Consider the following 23,763-nt stretch of genomic DNA (forward strand, 5'->3'; position numbering starts at 1 on the left):
ATTTATGTCTATAATTTCACATCGATTTCTCAACCTATAGCACCAAATTCCCATTTACATAGGTTTTCACACATTCTATCTGCTCCAGCTGATGAGTTGGTGTTTCAAAAGGATTTCTGTCAAGAATAATAAAGTCTGCATACTTCCCTTCTTTCAATGATCCAATTTTATCCTCCATACCAAATTGCCATGCAGCATTAATGGTCAATGCTTTGACAGCTTCCATCAGATTTATTTTCTGATTTACACCGATCGAGTCACCTGAAATTGTTTGACGCTCGATTGCGGTTTGCATTAATCGGAATGGATCACTTTCAAACATAGGCTGGTCAGCATGCAATGAATATTTTATCGCCATATCCTGTGCAGCACCAAGCGGCAAAATATTTTCTACTCTATCTTCTCCTAACATGGATGACTTTAAGGCATCACCATAATAATAAAGATGGTTGATATGAAAACTTGGCGTGATATTCAGATTTTTCATGCGTTCCAATCCGGTAGTAGAAAGCAAAAGGCAATGTTCCAATCTATGCTTAGATTCTGAAAAATTGAGTGCGCCATTCAATGACTCAAAAACATCCAACACTTCATTTGTTGCCGCATCACCTTGCGTATGAATAGCAATCTGCCAACCTTGCTGGTGATATTTTTGAATGATGTGTTTCAAACTGTCTTTTTCCACCAATGCATGACCTGCGTGTGAATGTGGAATTTCCAGTGTTTCGTTCGTCATTTTTGATTCCTTGTAAGGTTCGTTCAGGTACATTGAACCGATATAGGGAGAACCATCATACCATAGCTTTACTCCGATTATATCATAAAAATCATCTCCATTTCCTTTTTTTTCAGGCAGCAAATGTACTACGTCATTTCGCATATATACAAAATGTCTGGGAGTAGCCTTACGCTGTGGAAACATGCCAATTTTTGTCAATAAGCCGCCGAGAAGTGTTGGCTCCTGTGCAGACAGGTGTTCAAAAAGCATCAATGGTTTGCTGTCCGTGATAGTGGCGCCAGTTGTTACAATTGTTGTATTCCCGTTTTTGGCATATTCCGACATAACTTTTGCGCCCATCTCTCCCAATACTTTTGGCGTCAGCACTTTGTCTTTCAACAAATTGGTAAATGGTTTGATCGCCTCCTGTTCTACAATTAATCCAGTAAACGCACCACTGCTGTCTTTGTCATAATAACTATGATCTGAAGGATTGGGTGTTTCTGTTGTAATGCCTACTTCTTCAAAAGCTTTAGAATTTGCCCAGTAGCTGTGCAAACTTTGACTGAAAATCAACACAGGATTATTTGGCGCAACCTTGTCAAGATATTGAATAGATGGGGGAATCAAATCACCCACCAAAATCGGATCAATACCTTTGCAAATTACCCACTCCCCTTCTTTGTGCTGCTTGACTGATAGTTCAAAGCTTTCCCAAACCTCTTGATTTGATTTGTGCGTAAAGCCTGACAAATCATGCATTTTTGACAAGAACATCGTAATTCCAAAGTGGGTATGCGGATCTATAAAACCTGGCATTACCGTAGCACCTTTCAAATCAACTTGTGCAACTTTGTCAGTTTTATAAGTTGCGATTTCCTGCGCAGAACCAATTGCCTTGATCTTTCCATCTTCCACAAACATAGCGTTTGCAGTAGGTCTTGATTCTTCCAGCGTAATAATGTTCCCGTTGTAGTAAATCGTAGGGGTTGTCTTTTCAAAGTCCTGTTTCAGATAATAGTATAAAAAAAATAGGATCACAGTGAATCCTAAGATAGTAGAAAGTAATTTTTTCATGTTGTTTGTTTGTCCTGCTTCTGATGTATGTGTATGACTACAATGATAATCAGAAAAATGTTTCTAATTGAAGTGACTTTAGAAATTAAGTGAATTCAATTAACTCATCTAACCAATCATATTTAACTCTTCACACTAGAGTAGCAATTCATTTTTTGGTATTCAATCCATAAAAAAGGCGCCCATGTAGAGCGCCGACTATAGGCAATTTAAGAATCTATAAATCTTGCTTTTGGGTATTTAACCTCAAGCATAAAATTAATCATGCTGACTTGACGTTAAATATTCTTCTTTCATCAGCTCGTCCAGTTTATCATAAAACTCCTCATTTTCACCGACGGCTTTAAACACAACGTGTCCTTCCTGATCAAGAATCACTTTTGTTGGAAAACTACTCACGCCATACATTGTAGGAAGATCAACCTCTTCTTTATTGTTCAGGAGTTGAATCCAATCGAGTTGCTGCTTTTCAATCATTTTTCTCCACGTCTCTTCTTCATCTTTACAGGCAATTCCAACAAAAGCTACACTTCCCTTATATTTATCGAAGTAGGTTTTCATTTTGGGCATTCCTTTTAAACAAACACCACACCATGACCCCCAGAAATCCAACACTACATATTTTCCCTTTACTTGTTCTAGTTTAAAAACTTCTCCTTCACTTGAAATAGAACTAAAAACTGGTGCCAATTTTCCAGATTCTGTATTTTCCCATCCTGCTACCATACCTGTCAGTCTTTTGCCATTTTCAGAATTGCGTACATGTTCTGACAGAAGTTCTTCGTATTTACTAGCTGTATCCCTAGATACGTGACTCTCCAAAAATAAAATGGATGACAGCTCATAATCCAAATGTTTTTTAGCCCATTCTGTACGAAGTGGTTCTACAGTTAAAAGCGACAGACTATCTAACTTCTCATCTAATCTTTTGGACTCATTAGGATCAGAATCTTTCAGTTCCCAACTTCTTCTATATAATTTAGATTCATCTATATAATATGGCTGTAAAACTTTTCGAAGCTCATTTTGCTGTTGGGTTATTTCATTTCCTTTAACTACATCATAATCAACACCCCATTCATCTGCACTACCTTTCAAAATAACTTCGCTGTCTGGCCCCAAATAAGCATTAATAAATCTTGAGCGAAATGTTGTTCTAAATAAAGCTTCATCAAAGTAAATAATTTGAATTTCTGATTGTTCCGTAATTGGCAATGAGACATTGATCTTGCCATTAATACTGAAAGCAAATTTAAATTCATCATCATAGACAACTACCAACAAACCAGTTCCATAATTCTCAATATCAGCTTTTATTGTGCTGTTACCTATCTGACTATAAATCCCTATAAACATCAAAGCGGCTATAATAAGGGCTAACAATGACAAGCTAATTATCTTTAATACTTTCTTTAAAAAATTCATTTGATTGGATTTAGTAAATTAAAAAATTCAACAATTACTTAAACTGACTAAAAAATTAACTAAGTAATATTTAATTATAGCCGAACAACTTAATGATATATTAATTAAAATCATAATTTAATTTAGATCAACTCACCAATTCCAATCCTACACCTAACCAGAAATCAGTATAATTTTCAGTACTTATTTTGAAACACAAACCTCTCAACAATTATCAAAACGCTAGAAACTTGTAAAAGACACTTTCAAATTATTTTCGAAAAATCACAAAAAGTAAGCACAACAATAAATCAACTACATTTCGATTCACAATATCCCTTTCAATTTATTACACATATAAAAAAGGGCGACCATTTGTGGTCGCCCTTGACATTTCACTTATACCTTATCTTTCAATTTCAAAGACTTTTCAAATAAGTTACTTTTTTTGCAACCCTTGATTATTATAAAATGCTTGCAAGACAGAAAATGCCTGTTTCTTTTTTCCATCTTCTGAAATTAATCCCTTTCTATTCCAACCATCCTGAATTTCAGGAAGTGGTCTTCTTGGCGATCTGAAATCCACCAGAATCCAAGGGGAACATCCCTGAAACTGTTCAATTTGCGAGAGCATTTTCAACGTTTCTTCATAGAGATAAGCCTGATACTCTTCCGTCCATCTTGTTCCTTTATCACCGTGTAAACCTTGTTTGGCACCTGCCCCAAACTCAGAGATAAAAACGGGTTTGTCCTGTTCAATCACCCATTGGATTTCTTTGCATGTTTCAGGTGTTCCGCCATACCATCCAATATATTGGTTGAAACTTAAAACATCCACCACATCTGCAAATGGGTCAGAGATTGTTTTTACATTTGGCTTATCCTGATAGGCACTTTGTTCCAGTGCAGCACTGATTAATCTTGTCGGGTCCATCTGCTTGGCAGTTTTAGCCAATCGCTTCAGAAAAATATTTCTTGCCTCGCTGTTTGGTGTTTCATTCGCCATTGACCAGATAATAACAGATGCCCTGTTCTTGTCACGGCTAATTACCGTTTTCAATTGGTTTTCTGCATTTTCATAAGTCGCTGCATTTTCCCAATCGATTGTCCAGTAAACTGGATTTTCTTCCCAAACCAGTAATCCCATCTGGTCTGCCAACCTTACCATATGCTCATTGTGCGGATAGTGCGCCAACCTTACAAAATTGCATCCCAATTCTTTTGCCCATTCCAGCAGCTGCACTGCATCTTCTTTTGTATAGGCTCTACCTTCCCTGAATGGACTTTCTTCATGAATTGAAATTCCTTTCAGGAAAACCTGCTCCTCATTCAGTAAAATATAAGAACCTTTCGTTCTGATGGTACGGAAACCAATCTGATCTTTCAGTTTATCCCCCTCCATTTCAATCTCCACATCATAAAGTTTTGGGTTGTTTGTTGACCAGTACTCAATACGGTTTTGCTTGATTTCAAAACTTACCTTGCCTTCCTTATCGGTCTTCAGTTTTTTATGAATGCCCAATTCAGGAATCCTAAGTTCTACATTTTTGTCACTTGCTTCTTTTCCATTTACTGTCACAAACCCTTTAATCAGCTTTGCATTGGAAGGATCAAGTTGTACAACATAATCCGCTATGTAAGTAGCTCCTGTTTCAACCAGTTTCACCTCTCTTGTGATACCGCCATAATTCCACCAGTCTGTATTCAAAGTAGGCACCCCTTCCTTCTTTCTTTTGTTGTCTACTTTTACTACGAGAAAATTATCTTTCTCTTTCAGCAAATTGGTCACTTCATAATTGAATGGTGTAAACCCACCGATATGTGTTCCCAGTTTCTTACCGTTCATGTAAACATCTGCCTGATAATTTACAGCACCGAAGTAAACAAATACACGGTTATCATCCAGCTGCTTTTTATAATCAAAAGATTTTTTGTACCAGACTGTTCCTTCGTAATAAAAGAGTTTTTCACTTTGTGAATTCCAGTCTGATGGCACCGCCATACTTTCTGACTTGTCGAAGTTATACTCCACCAAATCTGTTGGCCCATCTGCTTTTGCATTTAAAAAATAAGCACCTTTCCCCGGATTTTCCTGCTGATCGAATGGCTCATAACGATAATTGTAATAGCCATTCTCATAAGGATCCACAATGTAATTCCACTGTCCATTTAGAGAAGTGGAAGATCTGTTGTAAGTATTAATCAGAAGTGCGGTTTTTTGTGCGAGCAACACGTGGTTACAGATTAGCAAAACTGCTAAAAAAAGAGTCAGTTTTTTCATGATGAAAAGTTCAAGAGTAAGTGTGTAAAAAATTGAATGGAATATACTTACTCTTGGAGTTTTATAAAACCGAAAGGTGTTTAAATGACATTTATTTTATAATGGAATTATAATAGGTTAATACTTTTAGTATAAGCAGAGATATAATTGAAATCGGAAGTTTTAAACGCTTCAATGATTTATAGGTTCAACTCCTTTGGAGTTGGAAAAATATGATTTACTTATACCTCAGGCTTACGCCTAAGGCTACTATTGTTCAATTCCTTCGGGATTAATTAAAAAACGCAATATTACTGATGATCAGGGAGTTACCGTAAAACGCAAGTACAGTGTTTTACGGTTTTTTTATTCCCATGTTTTTGATATTCAATGCCTTACAATTTTGGTAACACTAGTGGTAACAGGGATTTATTGCATGTTTTGGTAACACTCCCGGTAACACTTGAGGTAGTCTTGGTAACACTTGCGATTTCATTTTAGGATAGATTGAGATTTATTTTTTTAATAACTCAATTTTTTTGTTTCAATCATGATTAAAAACAATTCAAGATCCATGAGTGTGCAGTACCTGGCACGCAAAGCATCAAATGGTTATGTTACGATCTATGCCCGTATCGAAGTGAATGGTGATCGGGGTACACCGTTCAGTACAGGTATCCGCTGTTTGGAAAAGCATTGGAATGGGGATATGATCAACCACAAACACGCCAGTGCAGACAACGAGGAACTTGCTATTATCCGAAATGAGGTCAAGATGGTGTATCTGGAGATGCGCAAATTTAGAATGTCTATCACGCCTGTAACATTGCGTGAACGTTGGGAGAAGTTTGTAGAGATAAAGTCCATAAGTCTGCTAGGTGTCTGGAAAGAATGGATCAAGATGAAGGGCAAGGTGCTTAAGGCGAACACCCTCTACAATATTGAACGGAGGTGCTTGCGGTTTCAGGAGTTTTTGAAGGAAACTGGCGCATCTGATATGGATGTGAACAAGGTAACAAGGCCTTGGGCTGATACCTTTATCAACTGGATGCGAAAGCATAAGTATAGTGTCAACTATATAGCAAAGTTGGTGGAGGAGCTGAAAGCGGTAGTTGCCTTTTCGGTGGATAAGGGGTACTTGTATGTTAATCCACTTCTGGGGCTTAAGTATTCCAGAACTACAGACGCTGAACGGGTGTACATAAGCAGCGATGAGCTGGAGGCGATTACGAAGATGAAGTTTTTCAGGAAGCGATTGCAGCGAACTGCCGACCTGCTGGTATTTTCTTGCCGTACGGGGCTGAGCTATGCGGACCTGATGGACTTTGACTATGAGAAGCATCTGCACTATATCGGCAATCAGGCTTGCATCAAGAAGAAGCGTGTCAAGTCAAAGGTTGAGTTTATCGTCCCGATTGATTCGGTTGCGATGAAAATCCTGAACAGCTACGATTACAAGCTCCCTAAGATTGGTAATAGTGGCTATAATATGAACCTTAAGATTCTGGCTGAGGTAATGGGTATTCGAAAGAATTTGACTACCCATGTGGGAAGGCGTACTTTCTCCATGGTACAATACCAGCAAGGGGTAAGAAGGCAGACCATTGCCCGCATGCTTGGCCACAAGTCTGAACGAACAACTGATACCTATTACCTAGACATGCTACAGATCAGTATCGAGGCTGAACTTGATTTGATCTTGAGTGCCTAAACTATAATCCTACCTGCAAGAATATCAACAAGACCAACGTAATAATTGAACACAAAAAAGTTCGGTTGCTAGCCGAACTTTTTATATTTTCCCTCCTGTTTAATTTCGTTTAACATATAGCCCAATTTTTTTATGAGAACTATATTGATTCTAACCATCACCCTAATCTTTTCAACCTGTCTTTATGCTCAAAAAGGAACCACTTTGATTGGGGACTTTAAGGCTGGTATGAGTAAAAAAGAGTATAGGAGTGCAATAAAGGAAGTGCCTGTATCTGCTTTTTTCCATAGAATGAAATTCAATGGGATTGAGTTTATTGTTAATGGAACTAACAAAGCCTATGGTGCGGGAGAAAAAGAGCTTAAAACATTTACTATGTATTCAGCATTAGATCACGATGCAACAGAGGCGGCCTTATTCAAACTAATGTCCTTATTTAAAAATGAGCTTAAATATGAGGTAGTCTACGAAAAAGAATATGCCAAGTCACCAGCACTTAGTAAAGGGGATTTGATGGCATGCTATAATGATATTAATGGAAATCGTGTTTTTACCATTACTATGGGAGGTACTTCTTATACATCAGGTGTTCTATTTTACTATATGTATTTAGACATTGAGTCAAAGAAAGACTTTGATTTGAAGCTAAAAGACTCAAAAGTGGATCATAACAAGGATGTTAATGATGCAAAGAAGATGCTTAGTGGTAATTGATATACCCTACTGTTTGAAAAGCCCTGGTCAATCTAGCTTTGACCAGGGCTTTTTTATTACTCCAGAACTGCTCCCTCTTTTGGCACCCTTGCTTCCATCTTGACATCCTTAATCCCGTCATGGGTTAACTTATATGTTAACTTTTTTGGGAGGTAATGGAAGTTGTTTGTTTGGTACCAGCTAAATGGCTGGTAGCTGATAATGTCTGCAATGGTCATTTTGGGCTTGATCTTGATCAGTTTGCAGTTGGCTAGAAACAGCATGGCCCTTTTGTGGAAAGTCTCGTATAGTCCTTCCTCATCGTCCCAAATCAGGGAGTACTGTATTTGGTTGTCTTGCCTGTTGGATAGCCTGATTTGTGGGTTACTGGTTTGGTAGTTGGTAGCCGTAACATAGTTGTAGTTGTTCCCTTCGTAATCATCTATTGGCTGATAGTCGGGAAAGTTGCTATGGTTAAGGTGTCCAATCCTGCCAGACTTATCGCCTGTTATTTCGGGAAAGTAGCGGAACCCATAGGTGAACTCAAATTCAAACTCCCCGTCCAATTCTTCCTGTATAGGAAATGTCAATGGAATATTGGTGCCTATATTCAGGAAATGCTCTTCACCTTGTGAGTGTGTACGTGCATGGGATGTGATAAGCCCTCTTCTGCGTACTTCTACATTATTGTCTTTGTAATAGATCTCCACTTCCATTAGGTCTTCGATATCAGGCAACGGCTCGTTGTTTGGGTCGGTATCATCGTATCGAATTTGTACACCTAAATACCCAGGGGTGTTAGTGGGTTCTATTGGCCTGACCAAATCAAAGCTGCTTTGTTTGATTATCTTTCCTCTATTGACCATATAAACAGGGTCAACGCCTGTGTTGATCTCCATCTTCTGGTCTCCTTCCCGAAAGACTACTTCTTTTGGATATCGGTTAAATCCTAATATTGGTTGCCAAAGCAGGTCGATTGACTTGTACCAGCTGGTGTTGGCTCTTACATAGTAGGTCTCGCCACTGGCAAAGTTTACAGGTGGCAAATCCTGATAGGTGTCCACCGTTCCGTTCAGGGTTGGTTTTGGGTCTCCCTGTTTGGTATTGTGTGAAAATGAGACCTTGTCTATATGCCCTTTTTCGGAACTCTCGATGGATAGGACATCCAAGTACTTGAACCCGTAGTTATTCTCATAGTATAGGTAGCCCGGCAATGAGTGGATATCCATCAGGGTTACTTTGTTTTGGACGGTATCAAAGTATGTGAAGATGCCGAAATTTCTAGCCAGGGCATTCAGGAATGTAGAAACTGTTAGGCTTGGTGGTGCGATATCGTAGGCGGTATCCCAATACAGCCCATTGTTAGGGTGGTCTGTAAACCACATTACGGATTTGTACTGCTCTGCCGGAAACCTGAGAATCATTTCCATCTCATAGCCAAGTGCTGCAAATAGCTGCTCCAATAGGTAGGTAGTTGAGATGCAGAATACGGAATCGTCAAACACGACCGAATCCTCATTTGTTCGGGTGAGGATCTGCTGAAAGTCATCTGAAGCAAACAGGTCTGCTACGGGTGTGTAGCCTTCCTGTACCAGTTGGGTGTTGCGGTCTAAGTAACCGATTATCTTGATGCTGAATAGCTCAGGCAAAGTAACCTCTTTGATTTCTGCGAGTATGGAGGTGTTGGAGGTGACAAATACCTCATAGCCTTTGCTGGTACAGCGTTGCAGGATGAGCTTACCGGATATAAGGGTAAATCCTTTGAAGCTGATTTGGCAGTCGTAGGTGTTGATAAAGTTGTTCTTGTACACTTCGGGCATATGCTCAAAGCCGAACACTTTTTTTGAGGCACCGGTATAGGGGATCACAAACGAGTAGGTATGTGTTCCGGAAAGGTATTCGAGGTTGAAATAGTCTGAGTCCACCACAAAGTTGATGCTGGTGTCTTTGTCTACTGGCAGTACTTCACCGCTGACGGTTATGCTGATCATCTGTTTGGGATATCGATTGAAAACTCAAAACTGTAAAGGGTGTCTCCATCTTGTGGGCCTTTGATTTTCTTGTCGGTGATGGCTACCTCTACATACTTGTCTGACAGTTTGGCCAGTACCCTTTCGGCCGACATGATATTGAGTGCTGACTGGAACTCGCTTTTGGATTTGAAATAGCCTGTACGAAGTTTCATCATCATCTTTTCTTCCACTTTCTGCACCATGCCATTGTCTACCAGTGTGGTGCTGTAGCTTGGCCCATAGATGGAATAGTCGTTTCGCTGGAACTCGCTTTCGCTGCTGCTTTGCCCTTTGGCGATCAGGGTTTCGAAGTTGCCGGAATAGCGGTCCCAATACAGGAGTTCCACTTCGTAGATACTCTTTTTGCTGGATGGGTAAAGTGTCAAGGTCTCGTTGTTGAAGGTGATGACCACCCGGCTGATCACTTTCCCTGGTTGCTTGTCTGCATAACCTTGCTGAGGAAAACCCACGGGTACCAGATAGGCTCTTTGCTTGATGGCCGAAAACACGACATCGTTGTAAGTGGGCGATGGCAATAGCTGTGTTTCGGTATGGGTAGTGCCGTCATCGTAGATGATCTTGAACTCTACCGGATCATTGGGATAGCCTGCCACTGTTACAAAGTAGTTGGCGGTTTCGCTTACGGTTCGGCTTGTCAGTGCGGCAAATAGGCTACTGCTGTATTGCTGGTTGATGTTGGCGAACTGGATCTTTGATTTGATGGCTGACCATTCCACTACATCCGTATAGGTGACACCGTCGGTGCTTTCCTGTAGCTTGAAGTACTTTAGGTGAAATGGCAGAAACTGGATGCTGACACTTTCCGGATTGGGGGAAATAAATTCGAGCTGTGAATCTGTCAGTTCGGATAAGTCAAAGAGAAATTCTTCCTGGTTGTTTCTGACCAGCTTTTGAATGATGGACATTTCGCCATATTCGAGGTCTTCCACCTTGACAAAAAGGAAGTCGTCTTCCGTATCAGAAAAGTGCATCAGTATGCGGTTGAGGCTTGGCAAAAGCCCTACTGGTTGCTGGATATAAGTCCTCATATTTTTACGAAGTTTTCAATTGTTTCTTGCTTCTCAACTTCTTCCCGGCTATTGGTGGTGTCATCATTTGTCCAGATGATCTTTGCATATTTCGGTTGCTCCCTTTGGGTTTGTAGCTCTTGAACTACCGCTCCTAATAGCATGGTCTGTTTTTCGAACATGCTTGTATCCAATGGTGGTGGGGTTGCGGCTTGTGTGCTGCCTCCTGCTGCAAACTTGTTGGCTCGGATCATCTCCAGCATGCCAATGATTGGTCCATAACTTGGAGAGTCTACCATCCAGTTAGGTGCTACCCATTCGGCTCCACGTTCGCCAATGATGCCATAGTGTGCACTTCCTACATGGCCACCACCTGCAAAGGTTCCGGCACTTCGGATAGGGGACCATCTGCCTTGGTCATAGAAGGTGGCTCCACCTGCTGCATATGTGGTACCGCCTGATACGGTTGCACCTCCTCCCGAATTGTATTTAGGTGCTTCCGGTGGCTTGGATTTGTTGACAGCTTTTAGGGCTTGTCCTATACCTGTGATTGCTGCTGAAATACCTGTAGCGATATAGGCCCCAACTACATATGGGAATGCGGGTCCTTTATCTTTTGCGGCCTTGATAGCACCTGCTGTCGCATTGGCAATGGCAGAACCTTGTTGGGCAAAGATTTCAGCAACCGCAACCGCTTTGCCAAACTTGGAGTACTCATCAATGTATTCGGCCACACTTGAAAGTGAGTTGGCTATCAGGTTGGTGCCTGTCATGATATTGTCAAACATCATCTGATCATACGCCTTTTGAGCGGCCATCCTCTTTTTATGTTTGTCGAGTGTTTGGTCCCGTAAGATATTGATCAGGTTTTGTTTTTGAACTTCAAGATCAATGCTCTTGGCTGCCAGTTGTTCTTCAATGCCAATCAGCTCAAGGTTTTGGTCATAAACCTCTTCTGTATTTACTTCCTTGGCTTCCTCTGCTGCGATACGTTCATCAGCAGCGGCTTCCTGCTTTGCTTTTTCTTCTGCCAGTCTTTGTGCTTCGAGTTGCTTGTCTCTGTCAGCAGCCCATTCAGCGTCATTGGCTTGCTTGGCTCTGAGTGCTTCTTCTGCTCTAAGGTCTACCAGCTTTTGTTTGAGCGTATCTACCTGCAAGGTGGTTTCCCTTAATTTTCTGAGCAGACTTTCATAGGATGCGTCGGACATGGCACCGGGACCACCGTCAATCAATGAATTAAGGTCTTCCTGTTTTTTGACCAGCTTTGTGAGTTCTTTTTCACTGTCTGAAATCATCTGAGGTAAGTCCTCAGTGGTGGCATCCTTGATGTTTTTCAGGTTCTTGGCGATCCTTTCATCGAGTGTATCATAACTCTCAATGATGCGGTTTAGCAGTGAAAGCGATTCAGCCAGTACGACATTGAAAAAGTTCTTTGTCCCTTCTACCAGGTCTTTGGTGTTGGCTGACAGTCGAGCGTATTCGGTGTTGATCTTTTCGGCATAATCGACCTGTTCCTTTTGCTTTTCTCCTAGGTCATCCAATGTGTCGAGGTTGGATTTCATGGCCGCATCAATGTTGTTGAATGCGTTCTCCAATCCTCCCAAGTCTTCCAGCGGGCCACCTCCCAAATCTGCAATCAGGGTTTGGGTTTGTTGGGCATTGAGTCCCATCTCACGAGCCTTCCGGATAATGTCCTGGAATATGTCGATCATGGATTCTTTGCCGCTGTTGATCCTTTGGATTACATCCTCATTGAATGCGTCGCCCAATGGTGCCAATGCTGCTTTTGCTGCTGGTGTTAATTCTCTTATCTGTTCAGCAAATGTTTTGACCGCATCAATTAGCTTGTCGTCGAATATGGTACCTTTTTCTTCCTGTACCATCAGCTTTACAAAGTCCTCCGCTTGAATATTCGCCTGTTTCATTACAGGAGTATATTCGTTGATTTTGCTGAGGAAATCCCCGCTTGCGTCTGCTCCTTGGAGGTAGCCTTTCTTGATCATCTCCAAAGAGTCCTGAAAGGTCATGCCATAGGTTTTTGCAAGGGTGTTGGATGCCCTTAGTACCTCGTTTACATCAGCGTCAAAGGTATCAGCCAAGGCTTTCGCCTGACCTGTAGCCTGATGTAGGGCATCACCTTGCAGCTCGGAATAACGTTGGGTTACTCGGTTGAGCTTTGCGTATTCGGCTATGATTCTCTGAAGCTCGGAGGCTGCCAAACCGATACCTGCCGCCACTGCCGCCCATCCAGCTTTTGCCATGCTGAAAATCTGCGGTTGGGCTTTGGCCATCATGGACATGTTTTGGTTGTTGGAGCGTGCTTCCTTGCTTACTTCACCGAGCCGGGTCCTTACCTTTTTGAGTTCCTTTGATTTATCAGCGAACTCTTTGGTATTGGTCGGCATCTTTTCGAGTTGCTTATTCAGAACAGCAGCAGCGGCTTTCATCTCTTTCATGCTAGCCTCGGCTTTTTTGCCGTTCATGATAATCTCGACGGTCCGTTTATCTGTATTAGATGCCATTGTCTTTGATATGCTTTAGAAGTAATGAAGCTGCTTTAATCCTTTCTTTTTTATGGTGGAACTCGCTTGAACCTATAGGTAGTTTTGCTAAATCATGCTTAGCTACAACTAGGCTCTTTTCAGCTCTAAGTATTTTAGATGCCAAGGTTCCAAGCATTGGCGGTGCTCCAACAATTAGCACTTTCCTTATTTTCTTTTCCATTACAGTTCGATCATTCGTGGAATTGCTTCCAGCAGTTCTTCAATAGCTCTGTCGCTTGAGTTTTCGAGTGTGCGTTCCATCAGCCTTCTATAGAACCAAGCTGTATGTGTTGTGAACCATGGTTTTGGTTTCCTTAGCTGCGTCTGTTTGTTTGCAGCTTGCATCATTCTTCTGCGTTTGTAATAAGACTTTCCGGTATTGATCTTCTTTTTGCCAAACCGCTTTCTTTTCCAGTTTGCGGCTGCTCCTTCGCTGAACTTCAGTCCCCGTCCTGTTCCCTGATCGACATACATACCCCGTCTGAGGTATGATATCTTGATGCTTTTGACCATCTGAGGGTTGGCCAGAATGTGGCGGTTAATGGATCGGGCTAACTCTCCAGTGTCGCCAATGTTGAGGTTCCGGAACTCAAGACGGTACTTGTCAAAAAGCTCATCGAGTAGGAGTGCGACCAGCTTGACGTTGGATAGTGCTTTAGCCATTGGCTGTGAATTTTTCTGGTTTGTACTTCAGGTCAGTGGTGCTGTTGGTTCGGAACAGGAAGCTGACGTATACGCCATAGTATTGGCTGGCGAGGTTGCCTATCTTTTCGATCCGCAAATCCTGAATGCTCATAAAGTACTTTGCTCGGTTGTCGAGCAGGTGTTTTTTGATATATCCGATACAATCCTCTGCAATGACTTCTGCTATTGAAATGGCCTCATCTTTTTCGTCGTCAGTGGTGGCTTTATCCAGGATAAAAAAACCTGCTGCACTGTCCCGTAGGTGGTTGTCTGCTCCGTTGTCGAGGTATCCCGTTTCGGTGGTTTCGACCATCAGCAGTGGGAGCTGTTGACTTTGCCGCTTTTTGCCTTTGGCTACCAAGAAACTTTCAATGTCCATGGCGGATTGGATGGGGTCGGCTCCTGTGATGATGCGGGCATAACCTTTTAAGTCAATATGGGCTTCCTGCATTTGCTTCATCATGGTGATATAGTCTCCGTGTCTCATTTCTTCAGGTTCTTTTGGTTTCGCATATCAATATCCAAGCTGATAAAAGCGGTATGCAATAGGGTGTTGCAGGTGGCTTGCCAGTCTCCAAACTTATCGCCAGCCATGCCGTTGATCAGTTCCAGCCATCCGTATGACTTTCCTTTGATTTTTTCACCGCCTTCAAATACATTCTTGTACCTGCCATTGAGCATCTTTCGGCAACCGTAGTAAAATATCCTGATAGCGGTCAGCTGGTCGGGCTTGATGTGTTTGCGGATCAGGTCGGCTCTCTGCTGGACACTTGGTTCTGAAAAGGGTATCCGCTTGTCTGTTTCGGTTGGCGTTGCGGTTGCGGGTCGCCAAAGGACGGCTACCATCTTGTATAAGAAGCTGATGTACTTGTCGGGGTTTTCGCAAAACTTGATATAGTAGCTGTCTGCTGCTGCAAATTCGAGCAGGTTGATATTGTTCAGCTTGTCATTTGGTCCGATCAGTTTGGTGCCTCTTAGGGTACCGAGTGAAAGTTCAGGATAGGGGTTTTGTGTTAGCCGGGTTTCATTGAATATGAAATCTGTACAGTCCCAAATGTTGATGATTTGGACATTGGTCAGCAGCTTGAAGGTGCTGAAAGGAACGTCCAAAAGTATTCTGAGCATCTTGACTTTTGCCTCCTTATGGCTTTTGGCTGAATGGAATACGTTGGCGATTTGGCGTACCTGCTTTGGGGTAAGCTCGTTCCAGTTTTCAGCTATGTTCCTTTTGTACTTTCCTATTGTTGCCTCGATCATAAGCGAAAGAAAGCCGCACGCCCAATGGCGAGCGGCTTTTTGGTTATTAGTTGACTGTCAAATCAAAAGATTCCATGCCATAGGTGATGGCCAGTTTTACCAGTAGCTCAATGGCTGCGGCTGAGTAGGTAACATCGAGTTGCCCGTCAGCATTGAGGTCTGAGGATAGATCCAGTCCCAGCAAGACGCAACCCTTTGTATGGCTGTTGTAGGTGCCGGAATGGATCAGTATTCCTGATCTCCCTTTCACTTCCTGACCGTTTTTCTCTGTGACATGAAAGGCTCTGTTCTTGTATTTGCCCGTAGTCCTGAGTGTACAGTGGTAAGTCCCAGTCGGGATGCAGGATATGTTCTGCTGATTGTTGAGCCATGGTAATTCTAAACTGCGGCATTCGAACAGTTTCTGCCTGTTGTTGTAGAGCGAAAAGATGCCCTCGGTCTGTTTGGAATTGCCCTTGATCCTTGTCAGGGTGGCTTTGTAGTTGCTCATAGATCATTGCGATTGTGTCGATTTCGACGGGTTCCTGATAATTAGCTGGCGTGTCTGGAATGTTCTTGATGATCTCCTGACCAGCGCCTACGATAGGGCCTGTGTATTTGGTGATCCCAAAGAAGGTTCCTGCCAAGGTCAATAATGATAAGATGGTGATAGCGATACTTTTGCGCTTTTTCCGTTTTTGGATGATGTCTGACATTAGTCAATGGTTTTTAGGTGAAGAATTATTTTTGACCTATAAGCAGGTCGAGCTTTTTATTGATTACTTGAAACTCCCGATTCATTCCATCCTCCATATCCTGTTGATCTTCCTTGCTTGAGTCGGTAATTGTTTTCATAGCGGCTGTGTTCTGCTCGATCGCAATGACGCTACGAATGGCGATTTCCTTGAAGTCATTGAACTGAATCCAGTTGACGAAATAGGAGATAAAAAGTATTGCTATGAGCAGCACTACAATGAATGGCTGCTGCTTGGCTTTTTGAATAAAAGTGCTTCCTGCTTCGGTTGCGAGTTTGGCTTCTTCAATCATATCAGTAGTACATTTTGGTGTGTGGGTCCCGACATTCTTTTTCATTGCTGTATTTATCTGAATTAAAGAAGGTGGCATACAGGGTGTCTGATGCTTTCTCCTTTAAATAATCGATAGCCTTTTTGAGGTATGCTCCCCCGTCGTTTTCAAGGTTCTGGCTGGTCATGTCAATGTCGCTCATGCTTGCCATTTTCTCTTTTTCGGCTGCTCCCTCGTAGCTGTCAAATGATCGGATGCCATTGTCTGTGATGATGACCACAAACTCACGGATGGCTGTTGCTGATGACAGCAGTACTACTGCCGGAACCAGCATGTCAATCAGCGTCTGGTTGTCGGCTGAGACGTTGCCTGTTTTGATTTCGGCTTTTAGCTCATCGTAGAAGTCCTTGCCTAATTCGGCTTGGATGTTGAAGTCTTCCACCTTGCGGATAACGGAAGACATACTACGGAATGTAGTCCGTGAACCGTGTAGGTTATAGTATAGCTGGAACTGGTCGATAGTATTGACAAAGTGCTCCTTGTTGATGGTGTAGGCATTTGAGGCTACCCATTCCGGAAAGTCTGCCTTGTTTGTTTCGAGAAACTCCAGTAACATATCGATCCCTTCAAAACCTGTTTGCAACAACTGTTTCTTGAGGTTGGCAATCTGCCAAGGCCATGCAGTTTTTTGCGTCTCGCTTTGGTTGATATGGAAACCAGACTCTGAGATATCCAATTGGCCACTTGTCATGTAACTGGCAAATGCCAGGTTAGCGAGTGCTGACTGGATCTCGTCCAATAGCTCCTGCTCAATATCTGTCAGTGTAGCAGGGTCGGCTTCGTACTTGTCATTGATGCGGTCATACAATGCCTTGCTGATCACTGGAATGATATGCTTGCGCTCTGTCCTGCGGATGGCAGGTTTTATCAGGTCGATATCAAAGTCATCCTTGACGTTGTCAAGATTGTTGGCCAGTTCTTCAGGTGTAGAGATTAACATATTAGCTATTGGTTTTCTCGGTTACTTCAGCGCCTGAGTCAAGCTTGTTAATCAGGCTGTTTTTGAATTTCACTTCATACTCCCACCCATTGTAGTCGAATATGAACTGCACCGGCTCCAAGATGATATCCTGGTCAGGCTGAGAAGTGAGGATGTAGTTGTTGAAAGCTACTCGTTGCTCCGAGCCGCCAGCGTTACCCATCTGCTTTCCTGGTGTACTACCAATAAGCGTTGGGTGAACTCCTGCTGCGAATAGGGTGTGTGAGCTGGCTTCCTGCGAATCCTCGATATAGGCACCGTCTTTCAGCTTATTGTCAATTGGGGTAATGGTCCAACCCTTTCGGATGTTACCCATTCCGTCATCATCTGTAGCAGTCATGATGGCTTTCATGGCATTATCAGTACCAGTCATGGTTTCAGTAAACCATTCCATTTCTTTCTTTACTGTAGCTACCTTTTCACTGGTTGACATGGTGCCCCATTCTTCGTACTTGTCCTCCCACCACCATTTAGCTATTTCTATATGGAATGCGGGTGTTAGCTGATTCTTGAGTGCAGCTTTCTTGAACTCAGGAATACCCATGGCTACTTCGTACCAACCGGACTTACGGACGGTATCCCATGCAGGGAGCGGATAGTATTCCTCATCGATTGCCGGGAATGATAGGGGATAGATCAGCTTATCTGCTTTACTATCTTTTACCGATTGTATAGGGTCATACTCTACATTGATGACATCAACAATGGTCTGGTCTTCTTCCTTGGCTGCTTTCCAGTCCGGATTGATATAGCATTTCTTGAGTGGGCCACTCTTTATCAGGCCCCATCTGCACCATGCTGCTTTGATGCGGTTGATGTTGGCTATCTTATTACGGCCATTACCCATGATCAATTCAGGGAACACTGTATGGTAATAGAAGTAGTCCAGGCAAGCAGGGAACAGGTACATACGCTTGAAGTTGGTTCTCTTGAGCCATTCCTCCACTTCCTTGTCCTGCTTGCGGATAAACGTCTCGTTGCCCTTATCATCTATCTCAGTGACACCGTACACCATACCGCCAGCATATAGGGCCTTGGCTTTCCACTCCAATGTCCGTTTGAGTATTGTTGAGCGGCTTACATCCTCGTACATCTCTTGTGGTCTGAGGTTGTTCTTTCCCCAGTGTGCTATCTCTGTATTACCTGATGAACTGCTGCTGGAAGTCTTGGAGGTTGGACCAATGTTGGTCTTGACCAATGCATTGACACCACCACCGATGTAAGCAGCAGCTCCGTTCTCACTGATATATATGCTCTGTGCGCTCATTAGCTAGGGATTACTCGGTGATCATTAAAATGTGTCATCAGGAAAATGCAGAACTCTCGGATCTTCCCGGCTTTGGTCTTCACCCTGCGATTCCCATGTACATGGCTGATACCCTGCAACTGGCAATCCGAAAGGTGAACTATTTCACCCCCACGGTTACGGTTGCTGTCAGCAGTGACAAATGTGATGGAAAAGACTGCTCCTTCTTTCCTCATCATCTCTATTGCGTGCGTTCTAGTGATTGTATTTTCCATAGGGTGAACTGTCATATACCATATTTTTCACCTTTAGGGTGAAGTTTTTGCAACAGTGCGCGGCGGGGTCAACTTTGTCTTTAAATAGAATTTTAAAGGTTTTAGAAATTGAAAAACCGCCTTATTGATATTGTTAGAGTAGATATTTCGAAAATCCCAGTACAGAATTTTTTTTAGCCATTCGGCACGAAAGAACTACCTGGTGTGATCTTTCCTTTATTGACGGCCACTGCCTGCAAATCCCATGAGTCTGAAAAGTGGGTAGTGGTTCGTTGGTCAACACTTGCGTTCCGCTCCCTGCTCTTGTCCTTCTGTATTTCGCCTTTGCGTCCTTCCTTGACTTTGGCCTGCATCATAGATAGCAATAGCCATTTACAGTTTTCACGGTTGAAGGTCCAGCGGTCAATACGCTCATGGTTGCCTGCAAAAATCTTGTGAGCAATCTGATACTTCTCTGATTGTAGTGCAGGTCTGCCAAGATTGATTCGTTTTATTCGCCAGCCTCTTTTTCTCAGTTGCGCTACAAAGTCATCATTCATAGTCGTCTTTGATCCTGGCGATTTTGTATTGCCCCAATGATCTTCAATGAATGTCACTTCCTTTTTGAGGTGCGCGAGGTAATAGTCTCCAAAATCATTAGCCAGGTCATAGGTCAGTTTCGGATGCTTCACATACAAAGCATTGACTGTTCGCATCTCCCGTCCATGCTGCTGTGACACTGGTAGTGTTGATACTATAGAACCCCAGTCCACTGAAATGATCAGCGGTTTGTTTGGGTCTACATCCGTATCAAATCGGCTATCTCGTTTGCTGAGTGCTTCAAGGTTGTAGCCCAGTTTTTCCAGATAACTGAAGTTGGACTCTGCTACATAGGTGTGTAACCTGTCACTCAGCATAGGATAGAAGCCACCCTCAACTTTCCCTGGTCTTTTATTCAGCATTTCAATCATGAAAATGAATAGCGGTAAATCCCTGAATTGCTGCTCTATATATTTAAAGCCAAGGTTCTGGATATTGTCAAACGCTGAAGCTTCAGAATAGAACATCCCTTTTTTGGAAGGGAAGTACTTTAGTAGCTTGTTAAGCTTCTTGATATCCTCCCAAATCAGCAGCCTTTGTTCCTGCTCTTTTGATTGCAGGAAGTCTATCTGTAGATCAACAATTTCATTTCTGATGTCGATGATATCCGTCTGATAATCATCCTTGTAATAACTTCCATATTCCAGCAACCAATCCGCTTGGTTCATATAAGGCATGGAGCTAAAAATGAAAACACCATGGTGTAAAGGGATATGCTTAAAATAGTCAAGGTTACCACGGTTGGTGGCTGAGACTTCCTTATCAAACTTATCCTTGTCAAGCTCCAACCCTTCATCGGCTATAATTCCATCAGAGTTGACACCCCTTGCAGAACTACTATTGCCATCTTGAGATACAAATTGAAAGATTGTCCCGGTATAGAAATAAATACAGTTGTCATACTTGGCTGGCGGTTCGTAAGGCTCATCCCAGTCCCAAAGCTTTGGAGCCTTCCGGCCAATGAAAAAATGATAGTCCTTGATATAGCCAATCCGTTCCAGTGAAGCTACCGTAGAGGGAAGTGTCTTACTTAAAATGGCACTGTAGGTCCTGCCAACAAGCATCCACTTTGAGCGAGGCATAAGCTGTACAATCAAGTGCATCAGCCATGCAATCAATGAAGACTTACCTGTTCCCCTTCCCCAAATAGATATTGAAGAAGCAAACTTGTGAATCATGTATCGAAGCTGAGGTTTATTGAATTTCAGCTGCTTTATTACAAGATCATTCTTCTTCTTTTTCTTTGCCATCGAGTATCATTTTCATTTCTTCCCTACTTACTTCCATTTCCTCCATTGCATCAACCACCATTTGATGTTTTTGCTTAGGAAGGCTGGAAAGGTCCTCAAAGTCAATATCGATTACCTCACCATTTGAAATTAGCTGGATCAAGTATTGATGTGTTGGCAAATCAGGTACAGCACCGTCAGCCTGTTCAAGCCTTGAGAGCTTAATCATCTGCTCATTGGCTCGGAGCATAAACTCTACATCCTTTGCTTTAGCCGCTATCCTGAAAGCATCCATGGCCAATTCATAATGAATAGCCCTTAGACCTTCCTTCTCAGCTATATTCAAATTTCCATAAAGCCTATATGCTGCCTTGCAGTCCTTGTATGCCTGACTTTCACAGATACCGAACTCATCCATTAAGGAGATTACTACATTGGATTTTTTCTGTCCAGACAATAACATCGACCATGCAGCACGTATCCGGATTGAAGCAGCCTGTTCTTTGGCGCTCAATTCTACAGACTCATCAATGCTGTTGGCTTTGATCCTGTCCAACAGGTTGCCTTTATCATTCAGCAGTTTTTTGTAGTAACCTCCTAATTTTCTTTTCACGCGATGGATGCTTTCAGTTCAGCAAGGGTATCTTCCCACTTCTCAACTAAATGGGCCTTGCTATCATCTTTTCTGTATTTGCTAATCATCTTCTGAGCATGCACGATTTTCTTTTTAACCTCTTCCTGCTCTTCCTCAGATAGAGTTGTAGGCTCAGGCGTTGGCACTACCTTTTCCCCGTTCTTGGCTGCATCAAGTTTGTTATGCACTTCAGGAAGTATCTTGATAGCAATCTCCTTGCACCTGAGAGCGGCTTCCTTTCGTTCCTCGATATGAGTCTGAGCGTTTAGCTTGTTATGGAACAGGAAATTGAACTCATCATACAAAGCCCTTCTTTCCTTGTACAGCGGTTCCAAGCTTGCCTCATCCACCCGGTCATCAGGTTCGGTCAGCTCGGTTAAGCCTTCCTTGAAATCAACTTCCTCAGCTTCCTGCTCAGCTGGAGCTTCAGTATCTTCAGCTTCCTGCTCTGCTGTAGTTTCTTCAGCAGCTTCAAGTTTAATAGGCTGGTTTTCCTGCTTTACCTTTTCTTCCTGAGCCTTTTTACTGTTTGTGTCCTGCTCATACTTCAGGTACATGTACTTCAGTACAGAGTTAAGCTTCCGGACATTGTAGTCTGTCTTTCCTCTTTGGAATAGGGCTACAAGGTTACGGTTCTTGCCGTACTTCAGGTATAGTCTGACACCCGCCTCATAGGAGGGTGTCTTTTGTTCCAAATACTTTTTGATGTCTTTCATTATACGCCAGGAGTGATTACGCCCGTGAATGGATCTTGCACGCTGTCATCAGACAACTTTACAGTACCCATAAAAATAGGTGCAGGACCTTTTCGAGCTGATTGGAAATTGAATGTATTACCTCTTCGATCTGCTGAAGCAGCACCAGTTGTAGCAACTCCACCAGATACACGCTTGGCCGGATAGCCACGATGTCCAAGCATACGTGTTTGGCCATCCATTTCACGCACAAGGATAATGAAGTTGCCATTCTGCGTGTACTGGTCAAAACCAAGCATTTCCCCTTTGGAACCCGGATGCAAAAACTCTATGGAGTTCAATTTTGACATGCCGTCAAACTCACCCTGAGATTCCCCATCAAGCTTCAATGTCTCAATGGTTCCATAGACACGCGTGAACCCTACAGTATTGGCGAATACAATATCTCCCGTGATCGTCACCAAATCTGACAGCAGGTTATCTACATAAGCAGGTTCGTCAGATACAGGAACAGGAAGCGTTACAATATCTTCAAGTTTGGCAATGGCAAGGATCTGTTCCAGTCCCCAGGGTTTGGCTCGCCATCGTTCCATAAAACATCTTCTAACATGATTGATATGATTTGTAAGAAGTGAGAGAATAGGTCTGATTGGCGTTATCAATCAGACCTTTATTGGTTAGGCTTGGTCGTTGATCCAAACCGCATCTAGGGTGGCAAACTGAACACCAAAGGCAAGCGCAAGGAAGATGGCCAACGTTTTAGGGTTGGTCTTCATTACCTCGATTTTCTCCTGGTCAGATTCACCGTCAATACCCACACACATATTCCATTCAGGAGAAATGATCACACGTTGAGAGGTACCCATTCCAGCCAAAGGAACAATCTCACACATACCCGCTGAGCCTTCCAAGTAGGTTTGCTCATACTTGGTATTGTATGGATTTGCACCAGTCTCGGCTTTGTAATCGTCACAATATTTATCGTAAACATTGTAACTCATGTACATCTTAACAGGTCTGCTTCTGAAGGCATCGTCAATTTGACGGTACATGTCTTTAAGCTTCGTTAGTGCATCCGCTGAAGTGATTGCACCTGTAGCAATGACGTTACCTCTTGTAAGGTCAAAACCTTCTGTTGCATCACCAGCATTGTCTATCGCTGATTGCGCGCCAATGGCAAGCTCATCCGTGATGATCTTAAAGAAGCCATTATTCACATCCACCGCATCGGTACCAGCACTGTTATAGATGCCATTAAACAGGACATCCATATTCAGTTCATGACCTACAGTAGCGAGAATCTGCTCAAAAAATTCTTTCTCAAAAGGATGGTCACTTGCATCGACACCCTTTTTCATAAGCATGGCTAACCATGACTTACGGTATTCCAATGGGTTTTCTTCCAAGTTGACCTCACCAATCTGTACCTGCAAGGTCCTTGGCTTGATGGCACCCACATTGGCTTTTTTAGACCAATCCTTACCGTAAGGTTTTAGGAGCTTTTCAAGTTGCAGCGTGGAAAGAACATAACGGTCCTTGATTCCTGGCAAGACATTAAAGTGATTGAAAATGTCATCCATGGAAGTGGTGGGGATGGTAATCAGCTCTCGCTGAAATTCCTCACAGTATTGCTGTAATGCTTCAATATTAATAGCGTCAGGCATTTCTATGAAA

The 23,763-nt window shown here is 42.6% G+C and carries 22 protein-coding genes; 2 read left to right on the forward strand and 20 right to left on the reverse strand.

Going from position 1 to position 23,763, the window contains the following annotated elements; all coding sequences use genetic code 11:
- Window positions 1-34 precede the first annotated feature (34 nt).
- The 3 genes from V6R21_RS17425 to V6R21_RS17435 all read right to left on the reverse strand — a co-directional run bounded on the left by V6R21_RS17425 (window position 35) and on the right by V6R21_RS17435 (window position 5,480).
- A complete protein-coding gene (locus V6R21_RS17425) occupies window positions 35-1,795 on the reverse strand; it encodes an amidohydrolase (RefSeq protein WP_334244913.1) in 1,761 nt (586 codons plus the stop codon).
- A 258-nt stretch (window positions 1,796-2,053) separates the two neighbouring features.
- A complete protein-coding gene (locus V6R21_RS17430) occupies window positions 2,054-3,220 on the reverse strand; it encodes a TlpA family protein disulfide reductase (RefSeq protein WP_334244914.1) in 1,167 nt (388 codons plus the stop codon).
- Window positions 3,221-3,638: 418 nt separating this feature from the next.
- Window positions 3,639-5,480 (reverse strand): glycoside hydrolase family 2 protein, encoded by a 1,842-nt coding sequence (locus V6R21_RS17435; RefSeq protein ID WP_334244915.1) that lies wholly within the window; start codon window positions 5,478-5,480, stop codon window positions 3,639-3,641.
- A 529-nt stretch (window positions 5,481-6,009) separates the two neighbouring features.
- On the opposite strand from V6R21_RS17435, the gene V6R21_RS17440 reads away from it, so the two are divergent.
- Window positions 6,010-7,170 (forward strand): site-specific integrase, encoded by a 1,161-nt coding sequence (locus V6R21_RS17440; RefSeq protein WP_334241681.1) that lies wholly within the window; start codon window positions 6,010-6,012, stop codon window positions 7,168-7,170.
- Window positions 7,171-7,302: 132 nt separating this feature from the next.
- Window positions 7,303-7,884, forward strand: coding sequence for a hypothetical protein (locus V6R21_RS17445; RefSeq protein WP_334241683.1), 582 nt, complete (start codon window positions 7,303-7,305; stop codon window positions 7,882-7,884).
- 56 nt (window positions 7,885-7,940) lie between these two features.
- On the opposite strand, the gene V6R21_RS17450 is transcribed toward V6R21_RS17445, so the two are convergent.
- The 17 genes from V6R21_RS17450 to V6R21_RS17530 all read right to left on the reverse strand — a co-directional run bounded on the left by V6R21_RS17450 (window position 7,941) and on the right by V6R21_RS17530 (window position 23,753).
- Window positions 7,941-9,854, reverse strand: a complete 1,914-nt coding sequence (locus V6R21_RS17450) for a hypothetical protein (RefSeq protein ID WP_334241686.1) — start codon at window positions 9,852-9,854, stop codon at window positions 7,941-7,943.
- Window positions 9,851-10,924 carry a hypothetical protein gene (locus V6R21_RS17455; RefSeq protein WP_334241688.1) on the reverse strand — a complete coding sequence of 358 codons (1,074 nt, stop codon included), beginning with the start codon at window positions 10,922-10,924 and terminating at the stop codon, window positions 9,851-9,853. Before V6R21_RS17455 ends, V6R21_RS17450 begins: the two co-directional genes overlap by 4 nt.
- Window positions 10,921-13,425 carry a phage tail tape measure protein gene (locus V6R21_RS17460; RefSeq protein ID WP_334241690.1) on the reverse strand — a complete coding sequence of 835 codons (2,505 nt, stop codon included), beginning with the start codon at window positions 13,423-13,425 and terminating at the stop codon, window positions 10,921-10,923. The genes V6R21_RS17455 and V6R21_RS17460 overlap by 4 nt, the downstream gene beginning before the upstream one ends.
- Window positions 13,415-13,627, reverse strand: coding sequence for a hypothetical protein (locus tag V6R21_RS17465; RefSeq protein ID WP_334241692.1), 213 nt, complete (start codon window positions 13,625-13,627; stop codon window positions 13,415-13,417). The genes V6R21_RS17460 and V6R21_RS17465 overlap by 11 nt, the downstream gene beginning before the upstream one ends.
- Window positions 13,627-14,109, reverse strand: coding sequence for a hypothetical protein (locus V6R21_RS17470; protein WP_334241694.1), 483 nt, complete (start codon window positions 14,107-14,109; stop codon window positions 13,627-13,629). The genes V6R21_RS17465 and V6R21_RS17470 overlap by 1 nt, the downstream gene beginning before the upstream one ends.
- Window positions 14,102-14,617: a hypothetical protein gene (locus V6R21_RS17475; protein WP_334241696.1), complete on the reverse strand. Its 516-nt coding sequence runs from the start codon at window positions 14,615-14,617 to the stop codon at window positions 14,102-14,104. Before V6R21_RS17475 ends, V6R21_RS17470 begins: the two co-directional genes overlap by 8 nt.
- Window positions 14,614-15,387, reverse strand: a complete 774-nt coding sequence (locus V6R21_RS17480; protein WP_334241698.1) for a hypothetical protein — start codon at window positions 15,385-15,387, stop codon at window positions 14,614-14,616. The genes V6R21_RS17475 and V6R21_RS17480 overlap by 4 nt, the downstream gene beginning before the upstream one ends.
- 46 nt (window positions 15,388-15,433) lie before the next feature.
- Window positions 15,434-15,877, reverse strand: a complete 444-nt coding sequence (locus tag V6R21_RS17485; RefSeq protein ID WP_334241700.1) for a DUF5675 family protein — start codon at window positions 15,875-15,877, stop codon at window positions 15,434-15,436.
- A 230-nt stretch (window positions 15,878-16,107) separates the two neighbouring features.
- Window positions 16,108-16,413 carry a hypothetical protein gene (locus V6R21_RS17490; protein WP_334241701.1) on the reverse strand — a complete coding sequence of 102 codons (306 nt, stop codon included), beginning with the start codon at window positions 16,411-16,413 and terminating at the stop codon, window positions 16,108-16,110.
- A gap of 1 nt (window position 16,414) precedes the next feature.
- Window positions 16,415-17,392, reverse strand: a complete 978-nt coding sequence (locus V6R21_RS17495) for a DUF6712 family protein (protein WP_334241703.1) — start codon at window positions 17,390-17,392, stop codon at window positions 16,415-16,417.
- Window position 17,393: 1 nt separating this feature from the next.
- A complete protein-coding gene (locus V6R21_RS17500) occupies window positions 17,394-18,698 on the reverse strand; it encodes a hypothetical protein (protein ID WP_334241705.1) in 1,305 nt (434 codons plus the stop codon).
- Entirely contained in the window at window positions 18,698-18,952 is a 255-nt protein-coding gene (locus tag V6R21_RS17505; protein WP_334241707.1) for a hypothetical protein, read from the reverse strand. The genes V6R21_RS17500 and V6R21_RS17505 overlap by 1 nt, the downstream gene beginning before the upstream one ends.
- 173 nt (window positions 18,953-19,125) lie before the next feature.
- Window positions 19,126-20,781, reverse strand: a complete 1,656-nt coding sequence (locus V6R21_RS17510) for a hypothetical protein (RefSeq protein ID WP_334241710.1) — start codon at window positions 20,779-20,781, stop codon at window positions 19,126-19,128.
- Complete coding sequence (locus V6R21_RS17515) at window positions 20,756-21,373, reverse strand: hypothetical protein (RefSeq protein ID WP_334241712.1); 618 nt, start codon at window positions 21,371-21,373, stop codon at window positions 20,756-20,758. The genes V6R21_RS17510 and V6R21_RS17515 overlap by 26 nt, the downstream gene beginning before the upstream one ends.
- Window positions 21,370-22,110 carry a hypothetical protein gene (locus tag V6R21_RS17520; protein WP_334241714.1) on the reverse strand — a complete coding sequence of 247 codons (741 nt, stop codon included), beginning with the start codon at window positions 22,108-22,110 and terminating at the stop codon, window positions 21,370-21,372. Before V6R21_RS17520 ends, V6R21_RS17515 begins: the two co-directional genes overlap by 4 nt.
- Window positions 22,110-22,682, reverse strand: coding sequence for a hypothetical protein (locus tag V6R21_RS17525; RefSeq protein ID WP_334241717.1), 573 nt, complete (start codon window positions 22,680-22,682; stop codon window positions 22,110-22,112). The genes V6R21_RS17520 and V6R21_RS17525 overlap by 1 nt, the downstream gene beginning before the upstream one ends.
- A gap of 84 nt (window positions 22,683-22,766) precedes the next feature.
- Window positions 22,767-23,753 carry a hypothetical protein gene (locus V6R21_RS17530; RefSeq protein WP_334241718.1) on the reverse strand — a complete coding sequence of 329 codons (987 nt, stop codon included), beginning with the start codon at window positions 23,751-23,753 and terminating at the stop codon, window positions 22,767-22,769.
- Between the last annotated feature and the right edge of the window lie 10 nt (window positions 23,754-23,763).

Source organism: Limibacter armeniacum (genome assembly GCF_036880985.1).
In the GTDB taxonomy this organism is placed as follows: domain Bacteria; phylum Bacteroidota; class Bacteroidia; order Cytophagales; family Flammeovirgaceae; genus Limibacter; species Limibacter armeniacum.